Here is an 18432-nt window from a genome sequence, read left to right on the forward strand (position 1 = left end):
CATTAAGTTTAGATTAACAAAAGGTTATCACCACCTAAACTGATGATGATGCAGGAACACGCTGATGTCAGAAACCTTTTATTCCGTATCTCTTCTGGCGATCAGCTTGCTTTTCGTATCCTCTTCTGCGCGTACTCTCCTAAAGTATATAGTTTCGCGCTCCGGCTTACACGCTCCGATAGTATGGCGGAGGAAGTAGTGCAGGATATATTTTTGAAAATCTGGATCAACCGCGAATCAGCAGTAACCATTGAGCAGTTCTCGGCATACCTGTTTACCATTACCCGGAATCATATTTTTAACCTGTTGAAGAAAGTCGCTACCGAAGCAACGGCTAAAAACCGTTTGAGTAAAGAGCTATCAGAAGCACATCGTGAAACCGAAGAGACTATATTATACCGCGAATCACAACAGATACTAAACCAGGTTGTGAGCAATCTGCCACCTCAACAAAAGCTGGTCTATAGTCTTTGTCACAACGAAGGACTTAAATACGAAGAAGTAGCGCAGCGTCTCAACATCTCACGCCTCACCGTAAAAACACATATGCAGCAGGCGCTCCGCACGATTAAATCTCACTTCACAGGGGAATAGTACCAGTTCAACTACGAGCGAAAATCGTATACTATACGAGTTAGATTGACTACTAAAGGCCGGAACCTAACGCCACGATCCGTTCGTAAAAAAAAATATTTTCACCGGCACTACTCCTTTCCGCTCTTTCAATTGTCATACTATAAACCAGCATGCTATGGACAGTGCCCGTTTGACCTATCTTTTTCACCGTTATATAAATCAGACCTGTACGGAGGATGAGCGAAATGAATTTTTGCTGTTGATCAGTCAGCCTGACTATGAAGTCCAGGTAAAAGATCTTATGAAAAATCTCTGGAATACAGTTCCGCAAGAAGAGGGAATTCCGCTGATGCGGACTGAAAAAATGTTGGAAGAGATCTGGAGTGCTGGTGAACAAAAAACTTTGGACAGCAGAAGGTTTGTTTTTCCTGCCTGGAGTAAGGTAGCAGCGATGCTGACGCTGATGGTATGCAGTGCAGTTATAGGGTACTATATATTACGTCCGGAGGATACGAAGGCTCTTGCCGCACAGTCTTCTGCTCCGGCAGAGCACCAGATTATCAAGCTTCCTGATGGAAGTATAGTAGTGCTTAATGCGGGCAGTACACTTCAATTTCCGGAATCTTTTAAAGGCAAGCTCAACCGTGAAGTTACACTTACGGGCGAAGGATATTTTGATATCATCCATGATCTCTCTCAACCCTTCATTGTACATACAGGTAATTTGAGTACAACGGTGCTGGGTACAGCCTTTAATATTAAAGCATATCCGCAGGCAAATGATATAACGGTAACGGTAACACGTGGTAAAGTAAAAGTGAGCGATGAAAAGAAAGTGATCGGTATCATCACACCAGATCAGCAGATAAAATTCGATAAACTTCAGCAAAAGTCACAGCAACAACAGGTGGATAGTCGTGTAGCCATAGCGTGGTCTGACAACGATATTTTCTTTGATGACAACACCCTCGCAGATGTAGCCCTGGCGTTGGAGCAACGCTTTCATATAGCGATAGCTTTTGATAATGAAGCGATTAAGGCTTGCCGCTTTACAGCAACGTTTGTGCGCGGTGAAGACCTGAACCAGATACTAACGGTGATCTGTGAATTCAACGGTTCGCATTTTACCCGTGATGCAGCAGGCAACATTCTTATACAGGGAGGAGCCGGATGCTGATATATCAAGATATATAGATTACCTAAACGGATAGACCAAAACCCAAACCTATGAAAAGACTATACGCTGAGACCTGAAGCATCCCGAAGACTCCCCGCCAAGGGCAGGGAGCTTCTTCAGAAAGCTCCTGTTGCACGACTGGCATCGGCAGCAGGTGTGTTTTAAATAATTCCTCAATCACTTAAAACATATCAAAAATATGAATTTTTCTGTGTCTCATGCAGAAGGGAGGCCGTGTTTTATCCATACGGCAAACCTTGCATGGCTGATCCATCAACCATTTATTCGTCAGCTTATGCGCATTAGTTTGCTTCTGATGGCTTTTTCACTTACGTGTCTCACGATGCTTCTGGCCACGCCAGGCAAAGGGCAAGGCGCGGAGACCACGCAGGTTACACTGGAACTCAACGATGAAACGTTGGTGTCTGCGCTTAAAAAAATTGAACTCAAAACTCCGTTCCGTTTTGTATACCGGAACAAGGAAATTAAATCGGCCGATCATCTTTCATTACCCGAGGGTACACGCAGCGTATCGGAGACACTCGATCTTTTACTCGCAAACAAGTCTCTTACATTTCGTCAGATCAATAATAACATTTTGATTGAGCGCAAAGAAGATATAGCGGTCCAAAGCGAGCTGGCAAGTGAAAGCGGTGCACCTATACAACAAAGTGTTACAGGCAAAGCAACATCTGCTGAAGATGGAAGCCCGTTACCGGGTGTAAGCGTATTGATTAAAGGAACACAAACCGGAACGGTGACCGATGTGCAGGGTAATTATTCCTTATCGACAACCGGAAGCGATGCTATACTGGTATTCTCGTTTATAGGGTATAAATCTACGGAAGTGGCAGTCGAAGGAAGAAGTACGGTAGACGTATCGTTGCAAACCGATGTCACGCAACTCACCGAGGTAGTGGTTACATCCTTTGGTATAGAGCAGGAAAAAAGATCTGTTGGTTTTTCTGCACAAGCGGTAAAAGGAGAGAATTTGATTCAAACACGTCAGCCCAATGTCGTCAGCGCCTTGCAAGGCCAGGTATCCGGTGTTCAGATCACCAATGCCGGTGGTGCACCGGGTACGAGTGCCCGCATTGTTATCCGTGGTTTAACTTCGCTGAATACATCCGGAAACAATCAACCACTTTTTGTTATCGATGGTATACCGATGGACAACAGTACGGATGAGTCTCCGAATACGTCACGCGGTTTGAGTAATCGCGCAGCCGATATAAATCCGAACGATATAGAATCTGTAAATATACTCAAGGGAGCAGCAGCCACTGCGTTGTATGGGGTACGTGCAGCAGCAGGAGCAATCGTGATCACCACGAAGAGAGGCAAGGCCGGAGCTGTGCGCATTGATCTCAATAGTTCTTTCGGCTTTCAAAAGGTAAACCGCTATCCTGATTTTCAAACAGAATATGGTCAAGGCTGGTATGGTGTTGCTGATCGCACCAGCGTTTTCCCTGCATGGGGTGCCCCCTTTCAGTCTGCGACATCACAAGATCCAACCTATAAATACTATGATAATTATAGAAATGTAATGGAGACTGGTAAGTCGTTCGATAATTATTTGAGTGTATCGGGTGGAAATGAGTTTGCAACATTTTATACTTCAGTCTCCAATACAAAACAAACTGGTGTTATACCTTCCAGCTCATGGGACAGAACTTCTGCCAAGCTTTCGGGCACGCTGAATTTTAAAAATAAATTTACCGTTACCGGATCTTTTACGTATTCGAATTCAGGAGGAGACCGTGTTCCCGGAGATCGCTTTGGAGAAACGTTGATGTACTATCCTACATCCAGCGATGCAACTGACTATATCAACGAAGATGGAACGCAGAAGTATATAGGACTCTCGGATAACCCTATATATGCTGCCAAATTCTGGACATACGAAGATGATGTGGACAGAACGCTGGGTAATCTCTTCTTCTCGTATAAGCCAGCTTCATGGATCAGTTTAAATTATCGGGTTGGTTCCGATTTCTATTCTGATTTCAGAGAAGAAATACTCCCCGGTCCAAAAGGTATAGAAGGGGAAACGCCACTGAGTACAACCGGGTATATAGAGCATACGCGAATTACAAATCGTATTCTTAATTCAAACTTCTTTGCAGAGATCAATAAGCAAATTATACCGGACTTGAAAGCAACGGTTCGCGTAGGGCAGGAGTTGTTCCAGGAAGACAAGAACAAGTTGATCAACACCGGTAATAATTTTGTGATACCGGAGTACTACCAGTTTAACAACGTAACGGAAGTATTGACAGAGCAAGAGATCAGGCAGAGACGCCTCATCGGGGTATATGGTGATTTAGTGTTGAACTATAAAGATTATCTATACCTGAACGTAACCGGCAGAAACGATTGGACTTCAACATTACCGAAGGGCAACAACTCTTTCTTTTATCCTTCTGTAAACGTAAGCTTTGTATTTAGTGATGCGCTTCAACTTCCGGCTCTCGTAAGTTATGGAAAGATCAGAGGATCATTTGGTGAAGTTGGAAAAGATACAGATCCATACCTCACTTCTACCACGTACTCTAAAACAGAAGGCTTTCCGCTAAATGGACAAGTAGGTTTTACACGCAGCCAGGTAAAAGGAAGTGAAACGTTGAAGCCTGAACGAACCACGAACGTTGAAGTTGGTGCAGAGATGAAGTTCCTGGATAAACGAGTCGGCTTTGAGTTTACATGGTATAAAGCAAACAGTCGCGACCAGATCTTTAGTGTTCCTGTATCCAACACTACAGGCTATACGCGCTTTGTTGCCAATGCAGGCGAGATTGAAAACAGAGGTATAGAATTGACGTTGACCGGAACACCCGTACGCACAACCGATTTTTCGTGGGATGTTACGCTGAACTTTACGCGCAACAGAAACAAAGTGATCGATCTCGCAGAAGGTTTTGAAGGTGGCTTTACCATTGGAACACAATTCGGTTATTCCGGAAGTACAGTGACGATGGCGTTGACGGAAGGTGCTCCGTATGGTAACTTATATGGAACAAGTTTTCAACGCTACTATGGAGCAGAGGGTACACCTGAAGGACTTGAGTATCTTGATCGCGATAAGCCGTTGTTGATCGGAGCCGATGGATTTCCGGTACGCAATACATCGCAGTTAGTGGTGGGCAATGCGCAACCGAAGTGGCTTGCTGGCCTTCGTAATAATTTCAGGTATAAAGGTTTCAATCTCGCTGTGGTACTGGATGTACGATGGGATATAGATCAGTATAATCAATATGGTAATTTCCTCACTGCGTTTGGTAAAGAAGAGTATACTTCCAACCGAAACGATGTTGTTGTGTTCGATGGATATTTAGCAGATGGCACGAAGAATACCAAAGCAGTTTGGATGGGACAAGGTATAGGACCTGATGGCGTTAGCTATGGTGATGGCTTCTACCGGAATACACTACGAAGATTATCAGAGCCTTTTGTACAGGATGCATCTTTTGTAAAGCTTCGCAGTGCGAGTTTGTCCTATAGCCTGCCTGCTAAAATTTTAACGAAGTCACCGTTCCAGGCTGTCACGTTTTCAGCCAGTGTAAACAATATAATTCTTTGGACACCGTGGAGCGGATACGATCCTGAATCCTTTAGTGGAGGTGCTGGTACAAATGTTACTGGTTTTTCAGGACTTGATTATCCGGGTGTCGCTACGACTGTGTTCTCTTTGAATCTTACACTTTAATGCGATGGGTATGAGAAAAATAACAAAGTATATATTCATAATTCTTTCAACGATTGGTATAGCAGGGTGTTCCGATTACCTGGATGTCAATGATAATCCCAATGAACCCACCACTGTACCGCTGAGTTCTCTGATGGCGACCGCTTCTTTTGCTACCGGTGAAAATATACAGGCCATAGGAGGGATAACCTCGTATTATGTGCAGTACCTGGCCTCACCGAATCCTTCCGGATCAACGGATATACAAGAGCCTGTTGCTTATGACAATGCCTGGTTCTTATTATACCATACACTGGGCGACATTGCAGATATGGAAAAGCAGGCGATAGAATCCGGAGCATCGCATTATACCGGGGCAGCGAAATTATTGAAAGCTATGCATCTTCAATTGATCGTGGATGCCTGGGGAGATGTGCCCTATACCGAAGCGCTTTTTGCTGAAACCGTTACACCCGCGTATGATGAAGATAGCGATCTATACCCTGTAATTCTTACGTTGATCTCGGATGGTATAGCTGAATTAAGTAAAGCAGAGTCAACGTACGCGCTGGGCGCACAGGATTTTATATATGGCGACAGACCCGATGAAGCAGCACAGGTTTCGGCATGGATAAAGATGGGATATGCGTTGAAGGCGCGCACCTTGCTGCATTTGAGCAAAACACCGGGTTATGATCCGGAAGAAGTACTGGCTGCTGTGGACAATTCCTTTTCAAGCAATGCTGATAATGCAGATATAGTATATTTTGATACTGAGTTTAATCCCTGGGCCTCTGTAGCCCGTAATCAGGAGTCTCTCATTCTGGATGGATGGATTTCAGAGCAACTTGTGCAAGCCATGGACGGCACAAGTTATGGTGTGACAGATCCACGCATGGGTTTTATGTTTGGAGATACCGATGAAGGTACATTTGTAGGGGTACCCAACGGAGCAGGAAGAGGCGGAGCTGACGTGAGTGGCGAACGTTCTGTACTGGAGCGGGGAACATATTATGCCAGTGATACATCTCCAATGCTGATCATTACCTATGCCGAGTTGAAATTTATAGAAGCGGAAGCTGCGTTGGCTGCCGACAACAAGCCGCGTGCCTACCAGGCGTACCTGGAAGGTATAGAGGCACACATGGATATGGTAGGCGTTGCAGACGAAGACCGTGATGATTATATAAATGATGAGTCCGTTAGCGTAGGCAGCGACAATATATCCATCGACTTGATTATGAAGGAAAAGTATATAGCGATGTTCCTGCACCCTGAAGCGTGGACGGATGCAAGACGGTATAACTTTCAATATAAGGACATGACCGTTCCTGCAAATCTCAATCCTGATCTGAATGGTAATTTTGCAAGGCGCCTGGTATATCCCGATTCTGAAACGGGACGAAACGTTGCCAATGTTCCTCCGGTTACGCAGTTAGACAGGATGTGGTGGGATGTTCAAAATTAAAAGCATTGCAGTATGAAAATATATAGTTTAAAAAATCTAAGCATCTTAATCTTGCTGGTTGCGTTCATGTCGTGCGATGATAATGAGATTGTCCCCGATTATGAAATGAAAGGGACGTCTACCTCTACCGTTGCCAGTATAACGGTGTCCAATACTAAACCGGTTGTATCAGAGACGATAACGACCACCGTTTCATTTGTAAATCCTTCCGATGATCCGGTTAAATCCGTAGTGCTGAAAGCCAAGGTAGGTTCTGAAGCGTATATAGATGTACAATCTTTCGACGAGAGTAGCGCAGCAAAAGAAAAGAAGATTACGCACGAAGTTCAATATAGCGTATCGGCAGCAGCCGGTACTGCTATAGTATTCGATATGGTGATTACTTCACAAAAAGAGTATCCCCAGGTAATACGAACTACTGTCACTGTAAAATAGCCGTAGGATTAATTTGGTTTTGGTAAGGCTGGCCTGGTGAGAATTTCTTGCCAGGCCTTTTTTGTTTATCTTCAGTTATAGTATGGCGCAGGTATAAATTGGTCAGGATAAACTAATTCCTGAAAAATATGTTACTAATGGGAATATATCCTGTAAAATTATGGCAGGATATATTTTTACACATCGGGTAGCAGGGAGCTACCACCATCCGCATAAATCTATACAGTATGAATTGGTCTGACGTTTTAAATTATGCCACGAAAGGCAACCTTACTCCCGACAGACGGGTAGAGAAAACCAATGAAGAATGGAAGAAGGAGTTAACAGCCGAAGAATTCAGGATCACCCGGCAAAAGGGTACCGAGTTTGCATTTTCCGGGGAATATTGTGAGGCACACGACCCGGGACTATATGCTTGCCGGTGCTGTGGCACTCCCTTGTTCGACTCGCGCCAGAAGTTTGAGTCGGGTACAGGCTGGCCAAGTTTTACAGAATCTGTGAAAGACAACGTGATCAAGTATGAAAGTGATCGCAGCCATGGCATGCATCGTGTCGAAGTTATGTGCAATGTATGTGATGGACATCTGGGCCACGTATTTCCGGATGGACCTCCGCCTAGCGGCCTGCGTTTTTGTATAAACTCTGCTTCTATAAAACTGGTAGAAGGGTAACATTCACTTTTTGTAATTCTGCAAAGACATCAAAGTATAGATTGTATTTTGATGTCTTTGCTTTTTTAAACGGTCGTTCCTTTAATTTGTATTCATGTATATTTAGGTCTATAACACCCACGAACATGAAACAGACTACAACCTTTATGATCATGCTGGCATTTTTTACGTTGACTTCGTTTATGCCTGTTCAAAAAAAGAAAGTTATATTTTTTGGTGATTCCATTACCGAAGCTGGTGTAAAACCTGGCGGCTATATCACACGCATCAGCGAGTTGGCTGCTAAAGATGGCACTGCTGCGCAGTATGATTTTATAGGTGCAGGTATTGGTGGTAACAAAGTATATGATTTGTATTTACGTTTAGAGGATGATGTGTTGAGTAAAAAGCCTGATGTAGTGATACTATATATTGGCGTAAACGATGTGTGGCATAAGCGTACGTATGGTACCGGCACAGACGCCAACAAGTTTGAAGGCTTCTATAATGCGCTGATTAAAAAAATCCAGGCACAGGGTGCTAAAGTTATTATCTGTACACCGGCTGTAATCGGAGAGCGAACAGATTCGAGTAACGAGCTCGATGGCGACCTGAATCTATATAGCAATATCATTCGTGGCATTGCTAAAAAGAATGCGCTTCCATTGGTAGACCTGCGTACTGCATTTTTGGAGTATAACAAGCAGTACAACAAAGAGAATAAGGAATCCGGTATACTTACTTCCGATCGCGTTCACCTCAATGAGAAGGGAAATCAATTTGTTGCCGAACAGATGTGGAAGGCCATTACTGCTATCCGATAGTAAACGGCTATTCAATTTTACATTTATTTAAGTTACCGTAGCGTTCGATATATTATTGGACTCTACGGTAATTTTTTTTAGTATATACTTTAAAAAGATGAGTGTTTAAAAACGAGTCTGTGAAATTGAATTCTTCAAACATAAAGACGCTTCTTTATATACCTTCTCCATAGGTATAGCTGTCTCGAAGATTTGGCACGGATGAATATAAAGTTGTGTGCTCAGAGCGGCATAAATAAACTTATAAAAGATTTCACATTTGGCGGTCTGTATCATTAAAAAAGCTTGTGAGAATTTATGTCAATGACGGTTGGCCGACATTCCAGGTCACTCGTAATAAGCATCTTTCTTTCCTAAACGATCATGAATATGTATATGAAATCAATTTTGTTTTCTTTGTTCTTGCTGGTAAGCCAGATGTCGCTGGCGCAGAAAGTATTCACCACCAATGAAGGTGCTATTCACGGATACGATCCCGTAGCCTACTTTACAGAAGCAAAGCCGGTGAGAGGTAACGCTAAATATACCTTTCAGTGGAACGATGCTACCTGGTACTTCGCATCACAAAAAAATCTCGATCTGTTCAAAGCAAAGCCGCAGCAATACGCTCCTCAGTACGGAGGTTATTGTGCTTATGGAACATCGAATGGCTACAAAGCCAACACGCAACCCGATGCATGGACGATTGTTGATGGAAAGCTTTACCTCAACTATAACAGCGATGTGCAAAAGCAATGGAATCCGCAACGCGAGAAGCTAATACTGAAAGCAGATGAACATTGGAAGAAGCTTGAGAATCAGTGATCCGAGACAAGTTTTCATTTAAAACAAAGACATTTTGTCTTTGTTTTGTCGTTTTTACTTCAAAAACAAGTCAATATGGCTTGGTTTTGCCGAAAAAATGGATCGGTACATTTTTTACAGATAGGCTTATCAAAGATTTTAAAACAACTAAAAATTAAAATACTATGAGCATCGTACGTTATAACTCCGCACTGAATGATTTTGTACCTACATCGTTCAGCAATCTGATCGATCGTTTCTTCAACGAATCGGTAAGTCGTTCGGGTGGTTCTGCCTACAGTTTTGTACCACGTGTAGACATCATTGAAGCTGAGAAAGCTTTCGAAATTCATGTGGCGGTTCCAGGTATGAAAAAAGAAGATTTCAAACTGGATTTGAATGACAGCTTGTTGACCATCAGTGGTGAGCGCAAGTTCACAAAAGAGAAAAAAGAAAATAACTTCCATTCAATAGAAACACAATATGGTACTTTCAGCCGTTCGTTCACATTGCCTGAAAATGTTGATTCAAGCAACATCACAGCGAAATATGAAAACGGTATACTGGAAATCAATGTACCGAAGGATGAGAAGAAAACTTTAAAGACAACCATCAAGGTTAATTAAGATTAGGGTTGAGGTTAGATTAGGTGGTTATGACTCCCGGCTTCCCGGGAGTCATTTTTTATTATAGGTATATAAATCGTAGGTGTATCTCATTGTGAAGTTTAGTGTTGTTGTCACGTTGATACATTTTTTTAAACGTTTCATCGTTCCCATACTTTATCAATAGAAAATAGGATCATCTTTGATCCACAGACCTCTGTGATCCGAAAAGAAAATATTAACTTTCTGTAAGCCGCCAACTTTCCGGGGAGAATATCTGTTGAATTAAAAATTGTTGGGTTATGAAAAGATCTATTCTGATACTTATTGTTGTTTTTGCTGCATGTGCAGGAGGCATTATCGGTTCAATTTTTACGATCCGGTTTCTTGATTTTTCAAACGCCTCGTATCAATCTATAGAAGGAAGACAACAACTTGTGTTGGCAGGATACTCATCCGATACAGCGTATCGTGTTCCGAAGGAATTGGATTTTCTGGCAACTGCCAAGAAGGTAACGTCTTCAGTTGTACATATTCAGACATCGTATGGTCCTGGCGACTTTAGTATCAACCCGCTTCAGCAACGTTTTGAATCTCCGGTAAGGTCATCAGGTTCAGGTGTAATTATTTCAGATGATGGCTATATTGTTACGAACAATCACGTGATCGAAGATGCGAGTAGCATCGAGATTGTGATGAACAACAATCAGCGCTACTATGCTAAGCTTATCGGTGCAGATCCAACCACAGACCTTGCCTTGTTAAAAATTCGCGGCAATCATCTTCCGTTTATAAAATATGGAAATTCAGATGCCATCACTCCGGGCGAATGGGTATTGGCCGTGGGAAATCCATTTGATCTTAACTCTACTGTTACAGCAGGTATAGTAAGTGCCAAAGCGCGTAACATTGGTATACTTCGTGATCGTAATAATCTTCAGGTAGAATCTTTTATACAAACGGATGCCGCAGTAAATCCGGGTAACAGCGGAGGTGCATTGGTAAATCTCAAAGGAGAATTGATTGGTGTGAACACTGCCATTGCTACTTCTTCCGGAAGTTACCAGGGATATTCATTTGCAATTCCGGTGAGTCTTGTAAAAAAGGTGATGGACGATCTGCTAGAATTCGGACAAGTACAACGTGGACTGTTAGGAATTGTAATCACAGATGTAAATGCAAATGTAGCCGAAGACTTTGACCTGAAAGTAAACCAGGGTGTGCTGGTAAATCGTGTTAACGAAGGAAGTGCTGCAGAGCAAAGTGGTATTCTTACAGGAGATGTTATTATAGGTATAGATGGTCATGCCGTTAATTCCGTTTCCGAGTTACAGGAGTGGGTAGCGCGCAACAGACCAGGTAAAGAAATAAACGTAATCTATTTGCGCCATGGCGAACGCAGTGAAGTGAAAGCCAAACTCAAGAATAATAATGGTAGCCTGGAAGTAGCCAAGAAGGAAGTACTTTATGAACTCACAGGTCTTACAGTTGAAGATGTTCCCTACAAGGAATTAACAACCCTTCAATTGGAAGGTGGCGTTCGCGTAAAAAATGTTAGTGCTGGTAAATGGAAAGAAGCCGGCATCAAAGATAATTTTATCATTGCCTATATAGATAAGGTTCCGGTGGACAACGTGGAGGATCTCAATCGCATTCTCGATTTCAAAAAAGGTGGTATCCTCATCGAAGGGTTTTATCCTGGTGGTGAAAAAGGAACATACGGCATGGAATGGTAGCAAAAACGATGTAAGTCATTTTCAATTTAGTTTTTTAGCTTTGTGCGCTCATCTCATTAACCACATGAAATGCCCAAGCACTTGTACTACTATGATCTTAAAAAAATACGATGGCAGGGCATTCCATCTGTCAACACAATTAATCATTAACAGATGAAAAACTTCGGCATCAAAGAAGCACTCGATACACTTGGTTTAAAGAAAAACAATCCGGGTACTTCTACAGGAAAGAAATGGTATAAGGCATCCGGTGAATCCATAGAATCATATTCTCCTGCGGATGGCAAACTCATTGGCTCGGTATATACCACCGATGAAAAATCATTTAACAAAGTAGTAGAGCAATCGCAAATAGCATTTCGTGAATGGCGTAAATGGCCAGCACCGAAACGTGGTGAAGTCGTGCGGCAGATCGGAGAAGCGCTGCGCGAGTATAAAGAACCATTGGGTAAACTTGTCTCGTACGAGATGGGTAAATCATACCAGGAAGGTTTAGGCGAAGTACAAGAGATGATTGACATCTGCGATTTCGCGGTAGGACTTTCCCGTCAGCTTCATGGACTTACCATGCACTCGGAACGTCCTAATCATCGCATGTATGAGCAATGGCATCCTATTGGAACCGTAGGAATTATTTCTGCTTTCAATTTTCCGGTGGCTGTATGGTCATGGAACTCTATGCTTGCCTGGGTATGCGGTGATGTTTGTATCTGGAAGCCTTCAGAAAAAACACCATTGTGCAGTGTAGCCTGCCAACTTATAGTACAGCGCGTGTTCGAAAAGAATGAAGTGCCTGAAGGTGTTTCAGGTTTGGTAAATGGAGATTATACCGTTGGACAGTGGCTCGCACAGAATGAAAATATTCCATTGGTATCGGCTACCGGTTCTACGCGTATGGGTAAAGCAGTAGCGAGTGCAGTGAGCGGGCGTCTTGGCAGAGCGTTGCTTGAGCTCGGAGGTAACAACGCCATCATCGTAACGGAAAATGCAAATCTGGATATAGCGATTCGTGGTTCACTCTTCGGAGCTGTAGGTACTGCAGGACAACGTTGTACAACTACACGCAGGTTGATCATCCACGAAAGTGTATATAATGAAGTGAAGGAACGTCTGTCGAAAGCATACGCGCAACTCAACATCGGTAATCCGCTGGATACACAAAATCATGTTGGTCCGCTTATCGACAAGCAAGCTGTGAAGTCTTATGAAGATGCATTGAAGAAAATTAAAAAAGAAGGCGGTACTTTTGTGATTAAAGGAGGCGTCCTTAGTGGAAAAGGATATGAATCGGGCTGCTATGTAAAACCAGCAGTAGCAGAAGTAAGCAATGATCTTGATATTGTGCAGCAGGAAACTTTTGCTCCGATACTTTATCTCATCAAATACAAAACATTAGAGGAAGCCATCGAGTTACAGAATGGTGTAAAGCAAGGTCTGTCGTCAGCTATAATTACATCAAGTATGTATGATATGGAGCGATTCCTGTCCAATGAAGGTTCTGATTGCGGTATTGCGAATGTAAACATCGGAACATCAGGCGCTGAAATTGGTGGAGCATTTGGTGGAGAGAAAGAAACTGGTGGAGGAAGAGAGTCCGGCTCTGACGCCTGGAAAGTGTACATGCGCAGGCAAACGAACACAATCAATTTCGGAAATAGCCTTCCATTGGCACAAGGAATCAAATTTGATATTTAGAGCCTTTTGCAAATAAGGATCAATACCTTATTTTTATAAAGCATTAAAAAATTATGGCAGGAAAAAAATATCGTACCGTCATGCTCATTGATGATAATGAGATAGACAACCTCATTAATCAGAAGATGATTGAAGCGGCTTCTGTAACTGAAAATATTTACACGCATACCGGTGCGAAAAGTGCCATTGAGTTTTTAAAAAACATGGAGAAACTCGATGTAGCGGATCAGGTTTTGCCAGATGTGATTTTCCTCGATATCGATATGCCGCTGATGGATGGCTTCCAATTCCTGGATGAATTCGAGAAACTTTCGAACACGGCAAAGAAGAAGTGCAAGATTGTAATGCTGACATCGTCTATCAACCCGCAGGATTTCAATCGCTCAAAAAAATACGACAACGTAAAACTATACCTGAACAAGCCGCTTTCACATGAAAGCATAGTGAAGCTTGAGGTATAGCTTGCAAATATTTTAATTCCACCAAAAAAGCAAAGCCCTTTCCGAGATCTCGGAAAGGGCTTTTGTCTTGAATATATTTTCTGTCTTATAACTCCGTCAGCAAGTTTACAAATCGGTCGTCCAGTTTTACAAGCTTGGTAGGAGCGAAGTAAGAAACTGTCAACGAGTTAAGTCTTGGAATAACAGCCGTGATCTTCTTGGCTTTTTCTTTCTTCGCCTCACTCGTAGAAATTTTCAGGATCTTTAAAAAGAGTTGAATATTCTCGCAGCTGTCTTTTCCGAATAAACGGATCTGACGTTGAATACTGTTCGATAGCTGATTGAAAAGTTCAACATCACGCATCAGCGTATACTGCAGTGCGAGTAAAGATTTGATTTCCAGCTGAGCATACGGATACTTCTTCAAGCTCACATCGTTCAATAATCCATTGATCAATCGTGCCGATTCTTCGAACTTACCGATATAGTAAGACGACAGCGCGCGATATACTGTGTAAACAATATGCTTGGGAATATCCATTGTATCTACTTCGTAGTCAATGAATATACTTTCATTTTCAGAATAGAGTTCAGCTTCTGTGTTGGTACGCAAGTGGCGATCAAGCTTTGAAAGCAGGAACTGCGAAGGGAACGTATACGTGGAGTAGTTCACCATCAGGTTAGCACACGCATCGTTTACTTCTTCGTAATATTTTTCAGCCTGGCGATATACTTTGTAGTGATTATAGTATTCGAGTTTCAAAAATTCGAACACCAGGTTGATGTGATAATAAATAGAGTCGAGGTGGTAGCTCTCAAAGATCTTCTGAACTTTGTCAAAAATATCTTCGATCGATTCGCCTTCCTGGTTCATGTTATCATCCACTTCAACAAACAAGCGGTGGAAGATATACATGCAACTCTGATAAACGTACAAGCGGTGAGACTCGTAGAGCTTGGCAACATTCTGCATCTCTTTCATCAAGAGGCCAAGGCCGAGCTTTTCAACATCACCACCATTCAACATATAGTCACCATACTTTTTAAAATAGTCGGCTAACAGATCTTCTGCTTTGTCAACCGCCAGCATATAGGCAACATGTCGGTTATACAATTGCGAGTATTGAAAGTAATCTGGTGAATTGATGTTGAGCTTCTTGAGAGATTTGTAAATGACAGTCAGCTCGTTGGCAAGATCATAGTCGAGAAGTTCTTTCTCTAACTTTTTAAGAGTAGCAACCGAGATCGCTTTCTTTTTAGTGAAGAGAACTTCGGTAATGTTGGCTACTTTACGAAGTACATCTGTACGAGGACTCTCCAGTTGCCCCATCAGATATTCTTCGATCTTCAAATTTAGTCGTGAGCGTAAAGTATAATACGCATTAGCGTTTACCTCCAACTCCGACATAATCTTGTTGTCTGAAAGTTGTCGTTCACGGAGTGACTTCAGCAGGTACGCGGATTTTTCAGCATTACTTTCAATGAGCGAATCATGAATTGCTTTAAAGTCCTTCTCTGATAATTGCTTGATAATATTCTTAAGTTTGGCCATGTCGGACAGTTAACATCCTGAAAATTTACAAAATTTATTACATGTTCCAATATTGACAAGCTTTGTCACGAATAAATCTTACGTTGAAGGTTTGTAGTTTTACCCAGAGTCGAAGCACATTAGCACATTGATCAGGAAACTTACCATACTATGCGTTGTCATGCTGTTATCAGGATACCTCAAAGCACAGATCTCGCAAGAGCGAAATGCATTGAGCAACCTTGCAAAGCAGAAATGGGCGCGGGCACATGAACAACTAAGAAAAATTCTGACTAAAGACAGCATAAATACTACAGGTCAGTATGTTATGGCTCGCTATTTTTTTTCTCCGGGCAACCCGGATTTTCATTTGGACTCCGCACACTACTATACGGAGGCTTCACTTCGCGATTATAGCAAGCTGTCGGCGAAGCAACGTGAGAAAATAAAACGTTTTCCACTAGACAGTATGATTATCATACGTCTGCTTGAACAGATTGATAGTGCAGCCTTTAACCGCACACAACAATCGAATTCAGAAACCGCCTATACCAATTTTATAGAAAAATTTCCTGCCGCTAAGCAACGCTCACAGGCAATTGAACTTCGAAGTAAAGCTGCATTTGCTGACGCCGTGACGATGAATACATATCAGGCATTTTCTTCTTTCATCATCCGATATCCGGAAGCGCGCGAACTTGAAGATGCAAAGTCGCTATATGAAAAATTATTATTTGAAGATAAGACGCGTGACAAACGGTTGGCGAGTTATGAAGCATTTCTGAAAGACTATCCGCAGACAACCTATAGGAAAGAAGCAGAGCGAAATATTTTCGAGATTTCAACAGCACCCGGTACTATTGAAAGTTTTAAAGAGTATTTGCAGCGATATCCTCAAAGTAATTTTTACTCGCAAGCACATGGACTGCTATATTACTTGCAGGCAGACGAACAACAAGCCCGACCGTTGTATGGTGCTATACAAAATGATTCGCTGACCAACGATGATCCCTCACCCAGACGATATCTTGTTCCTTTTCTGGAGAAGAATTTTTTTGGATTTATGGACTCTGAGGGAAATGAAATAATTTCTGCGGAGGCTGCAGATCTGAATGCAGAATATAAATGTGGCAACATCGATGAGGATGTTTTGGTGTTGCCGGGTAAAATAGTAAGTCGCAAAGGCACGCTGGTATATAAAGGTGAAGTTGCTTCGGTCGATGATTTAGGATCGGGATTTCTGCTGATCGAAAATCAACATTGCACGAAAGTGATTCACAAAATCGGTTTCAATCCTGGAGAGCTTTGTGTACAGGATGCAAAAGTTCTGAATGGAAAACTTTTAGCTATAAAAAATGATGAGCACTGGTCAATACGGACTCTTGCAGGAAGACTACTGATTGCTTCCGAATGGGATAATATTTCGTTTGCCGGAGACGTAATTATTTTTCAACGTGATAAAAATTTTTGGTTGGCCACAACGGATGCCATATCCGCCATTGCGGATGGCCAGACGTTTAAACTGAAAGATACTTTTGAGGAGGTAAAATCTTGGCCCAATGGAAAAGTGTGGGCACGGGCCGGAAAATTTGAAGGCATCTTCGATCAGCATCTTGATGTTGTCGTTCCCTTCAAAGAACAAACGCTGTCATCTTCTTTTTTTGGTGGAGTAGCGTTTGCCAATTCTCAATCAGCTTTTTTTAATCACGCAGGAAATACAACCGATTCGTATGATACTATACTTATCAGTAAACCTTGGGTTGCAGCAAAGTCTTCAGCCACGTGGCGCCTGTTCAGACCGTTGTATAATCTATTGGCTACAGCCACCTATGATTCCATTTCCTTCGTAGGGACTTTTGCTATAGGCACGCGAAATGATAGTTTGTTTGTGCATGGCAGCGCATCCGCGAAGCCTTTATTGAAAGTAAAGCAACCCGCTAAAATTGAATTTATACCGGCACAGGATTCTTCATCTTTCTTTCTGCTCGAGCAAGGCGATAAGAAAACATTGTTCAATCATTCAGGACAAAAACTTTTTGCTGTGCTTTATGATCGGATTCAGCATGCAGGTAAAGATATATTTATTGTTACACGCAAGGATAAAAAAGGCCTCGTTTCTTCAGATGGTAAAGTGCTGCTTACTACCGAGTATAATGCTATCGGTACACTGAGTGAAGGCACGGTCTCCTTATTAAAAGCAAAAAAATTCGGACTATTTGATGTACATCAGAAAAAACTGATCAAGCCAGAGTATAGCAAAAATCTTTCGCTTTATAATCGTTCCGTGCTCATAGCACTTAAGACTGGCGCGTATGGTTTTATAGGTTGGGACAACAAACCTTTAAGTGAATTTGAGTTCATCGAAATACAACCCTGGAATGATACGCTCGCTTGGGTAAAGAAAAATTTTCAGTGGCAGCTTTACAATCTGAAAACAAAAAAAACGGAGCTTGATAAAATTAGAAGTATCAAGTTTATTTTAGACAAGGCAGATGACAAACTCGCGATCATCCAGCAAGACAATAGCTATGGTGTGATTCATAGTAAACGTGGTATGGTGATCCCGTTAAACTTTAGTGATATTGTAAATGTAGGCTCGGCAGAGCGGCCCATGTATTTCACTGAGAAGCATGTGGAGGAGGCTTCTATTTTTGTTGTGATCTACTACAGCAGCGAAGGTAAAATGTTACGCAAGGAAATTTACGAGCAAGATGATTACGAAAAGATCTATTGCGCTAATCATTAGTTTATACCGTATACCCTTTTTTTGTATACCCCTTTTTCTTTTTTGCTACTTTTGATTTTTCTTTTTTTGATTTTCAAATCG

At 42.1% G+C, this 18432-nt stretch carries 14 protein-coding genes; 13 read left to right on the top strand and 1 reads right to left on the bottom strand.

Annotation, left to right across the window (positions count from 1 at the left end):
* Positions 1 to 42: 42 nt before the first annotated feature.
* The 12 genes from B5Y40_RS28955 (at position 43) to B5Y40_RS29010 (ending at position 14095) form a co-directional block, all read left to right on the top strand.
* Positions 43 to 594, top strand: coding sequence for an RNA polymerase sigma factor (locus B5Y40_RS28955; RefSeq protein ID WP_079690386.1), 552 nt, complete (start codon positions 43 to 45; stop codon positions 592 to 594).
* 157 nt (positions 595 to 751) lie between these two features.
* Entirely contained in the window at positions 752 to 1753 is a 1002-nt protein-coding gene (locus tag B5Y40_RS28960) for a FecR family protein (protein ID WP_079690387.1), read from the top strand.
* 199 nt (positions 1754 to 1952) lie between these two features.
* Positions 1953 to 5459 (top strand): SusC/RagA family TonB-linked outer membrane protein, encoded by a 3507-nt coding sequence (locus B5Y40_RS28965; protein WP_245840877.1) that lies wholly within the window; start codon positions 1953 to 1955, stop codon positions 5457 to 5459.
* Between the two features lie 10 nt (positions 5460 to 5469).
* A complete protein-coding gene (locus B5Y40_RS28970) occupies positions 5470 to 6906 on the top strand; it encodes a SusD/RagB family nutrient-binding outer membrane lipoprotein (RefSeq protein ID WP_079690464.1) in 1437 nt (478 codons plus the stop codon).
* Positions 6907 to 6918: 12 nt separating this feature from the next.
* Positions 6919 to 7341 (top strand): hypothetical protein, encoded by a 423-nt coding sequence (locus B5Y40_RS28975; protein ID WP_079690388.1) that lies wholly within the window; start codon positions 6919 to 6921, stop codon positions 7339 to 7341.
* Positions 7342 to 7568: 227 nt separating this feature from the next.
* On the top strand, positions 7569 to 8012 hold the full coding sequence (gene msrB, locus B5Y40_RS28980; RefSeq protein WP_079690389.1) for a peptide-methionine (R)-S-oxide reductase MsrB: 444 nt from the start codon (positions 7569 to 7571) through the stop codon (positions 8010 to 8012).
* 125 nt (positions 8013 to 8137) lie between these two features.
* The gene (locus B5Y40_RS28985) at positions 8138 to 8815 is read left to right on the top strand and encodes an SGNH/GDSL hydrolase family protein (RefSeq protein ID WP_079690390.1); all 678 of its coding nucleotides are present in this window, start codon (positions 8138 to 8140) and stop codon (positions 8813 to 8815) included.
* A gap of 369 nt (positions 8816 to 9184) precedes the next feature.
* Positions 9185 to 9619 (top strand): YHS domain-containing (seleno)protein, encoded by a 435-nt coding sequence (locus tag B5Y40_RS28990; RefSeq protein ID WP_394333201.1) that lies wholly within the window; start codon positions 9185 to 9187, stop codon positions 9617 to 9619.
* A 164-nt stretch (positions 9620 to 9783) separates the two neighbouring features.
* Positions 9784 to 10224 carry an Hsp20/alpha crystallin family protein gene (locus tag B5Y40_RS28995; RefSeq protein WP_079690391.1) on the top strand — a complete coding sequence of 147 codons (441 nt, stop codon included), beginning with the start codon at positions 9784 to 9786 and terminating at the stop codon, positions 10222 to 10224.
* A 281-nt stretch (positions 10225 to 10505) separates the two neighbouring features.
* Positions 10506 to 11939 (top strand): trypsin-like peptidase domain-containing protein, encoded by a 1434-nt coding sequence (locus tag B5Y40_RS29000; protein ID WP_079690392.1) that lies wholly within the window; start codon positions 10506 to 10508, stop codon positions 11937 to 11939.
* Between the two features lie 153 nt (positions 11940 to 12092).
* The gene (gene amaB / locus B5Y40_RS29005) at positions 12093 to 13634 is read left to right on the top strand and encodes an L-piperidine-6-carboxylate dehydrogenase (protein ID WP_079690393.1); all 1542 of its coding nucleotides are present in this window, start codon (positions 12093 to 12095) and stop codon (positions 13632 to 13634) included.
* A gap of 53 nt (positions 13635 to 13687) precedes the next feature.
* Positions 13688 to 14095, top strand: coding sequence for a response regulator (locus B5Y40_RS29010; RefSeq protein ID WP_079690394.1), 408 nt, complete (start codon positions 13688 to 13690; stop codon positions 14093 to 14095).
* 85 nt (positions 14096 to 14180) lie between these two features.
* Here the strand turns inward: B5Y40_RS29010 and B5Y40_RS29015 are convergent, their stop codons facing one another.
* Positions 14181 to 15626: a hypothetical protein gene (locus B5Y40_RS29015; protein WP_079690395.1), complete on the bottom strand. Its 1446-nt coding sequence runs from the start codon at positions 15624 to 15626 to the stop codon at positions 14181 to 14183.
* A 160-nt stretch (positions 15627 to 15786) separates the two neighbouring features.
* Here B5Y40_RS29015 and B5Y40_RS29020 point away from each other — a divergent pair, with 160 nt between their 5' ends.
* Positions 15787 to 18351, top strand: a complete 2565-nt coding sequence (locus B5Y40_RS29020) for a WG repeat-containing protein (protein WP_079690396.1) — start codon at positions 15787 to 15789, stop codon at positions 18349 to 18351.
* Positions 18352 to 18432: the final 81 nt, after the last annotated feature.

This window comes from Ohtaekwangia koreensis (assembly GCF_900167975.1).
GTDB classification, from domain to species: Bacteria; Bacteroidota; Bacteroidia; order Cytophagales; family Cyclobacteriaceae; genus Ohtaekwangia; species Ohtaekwangia koreensis.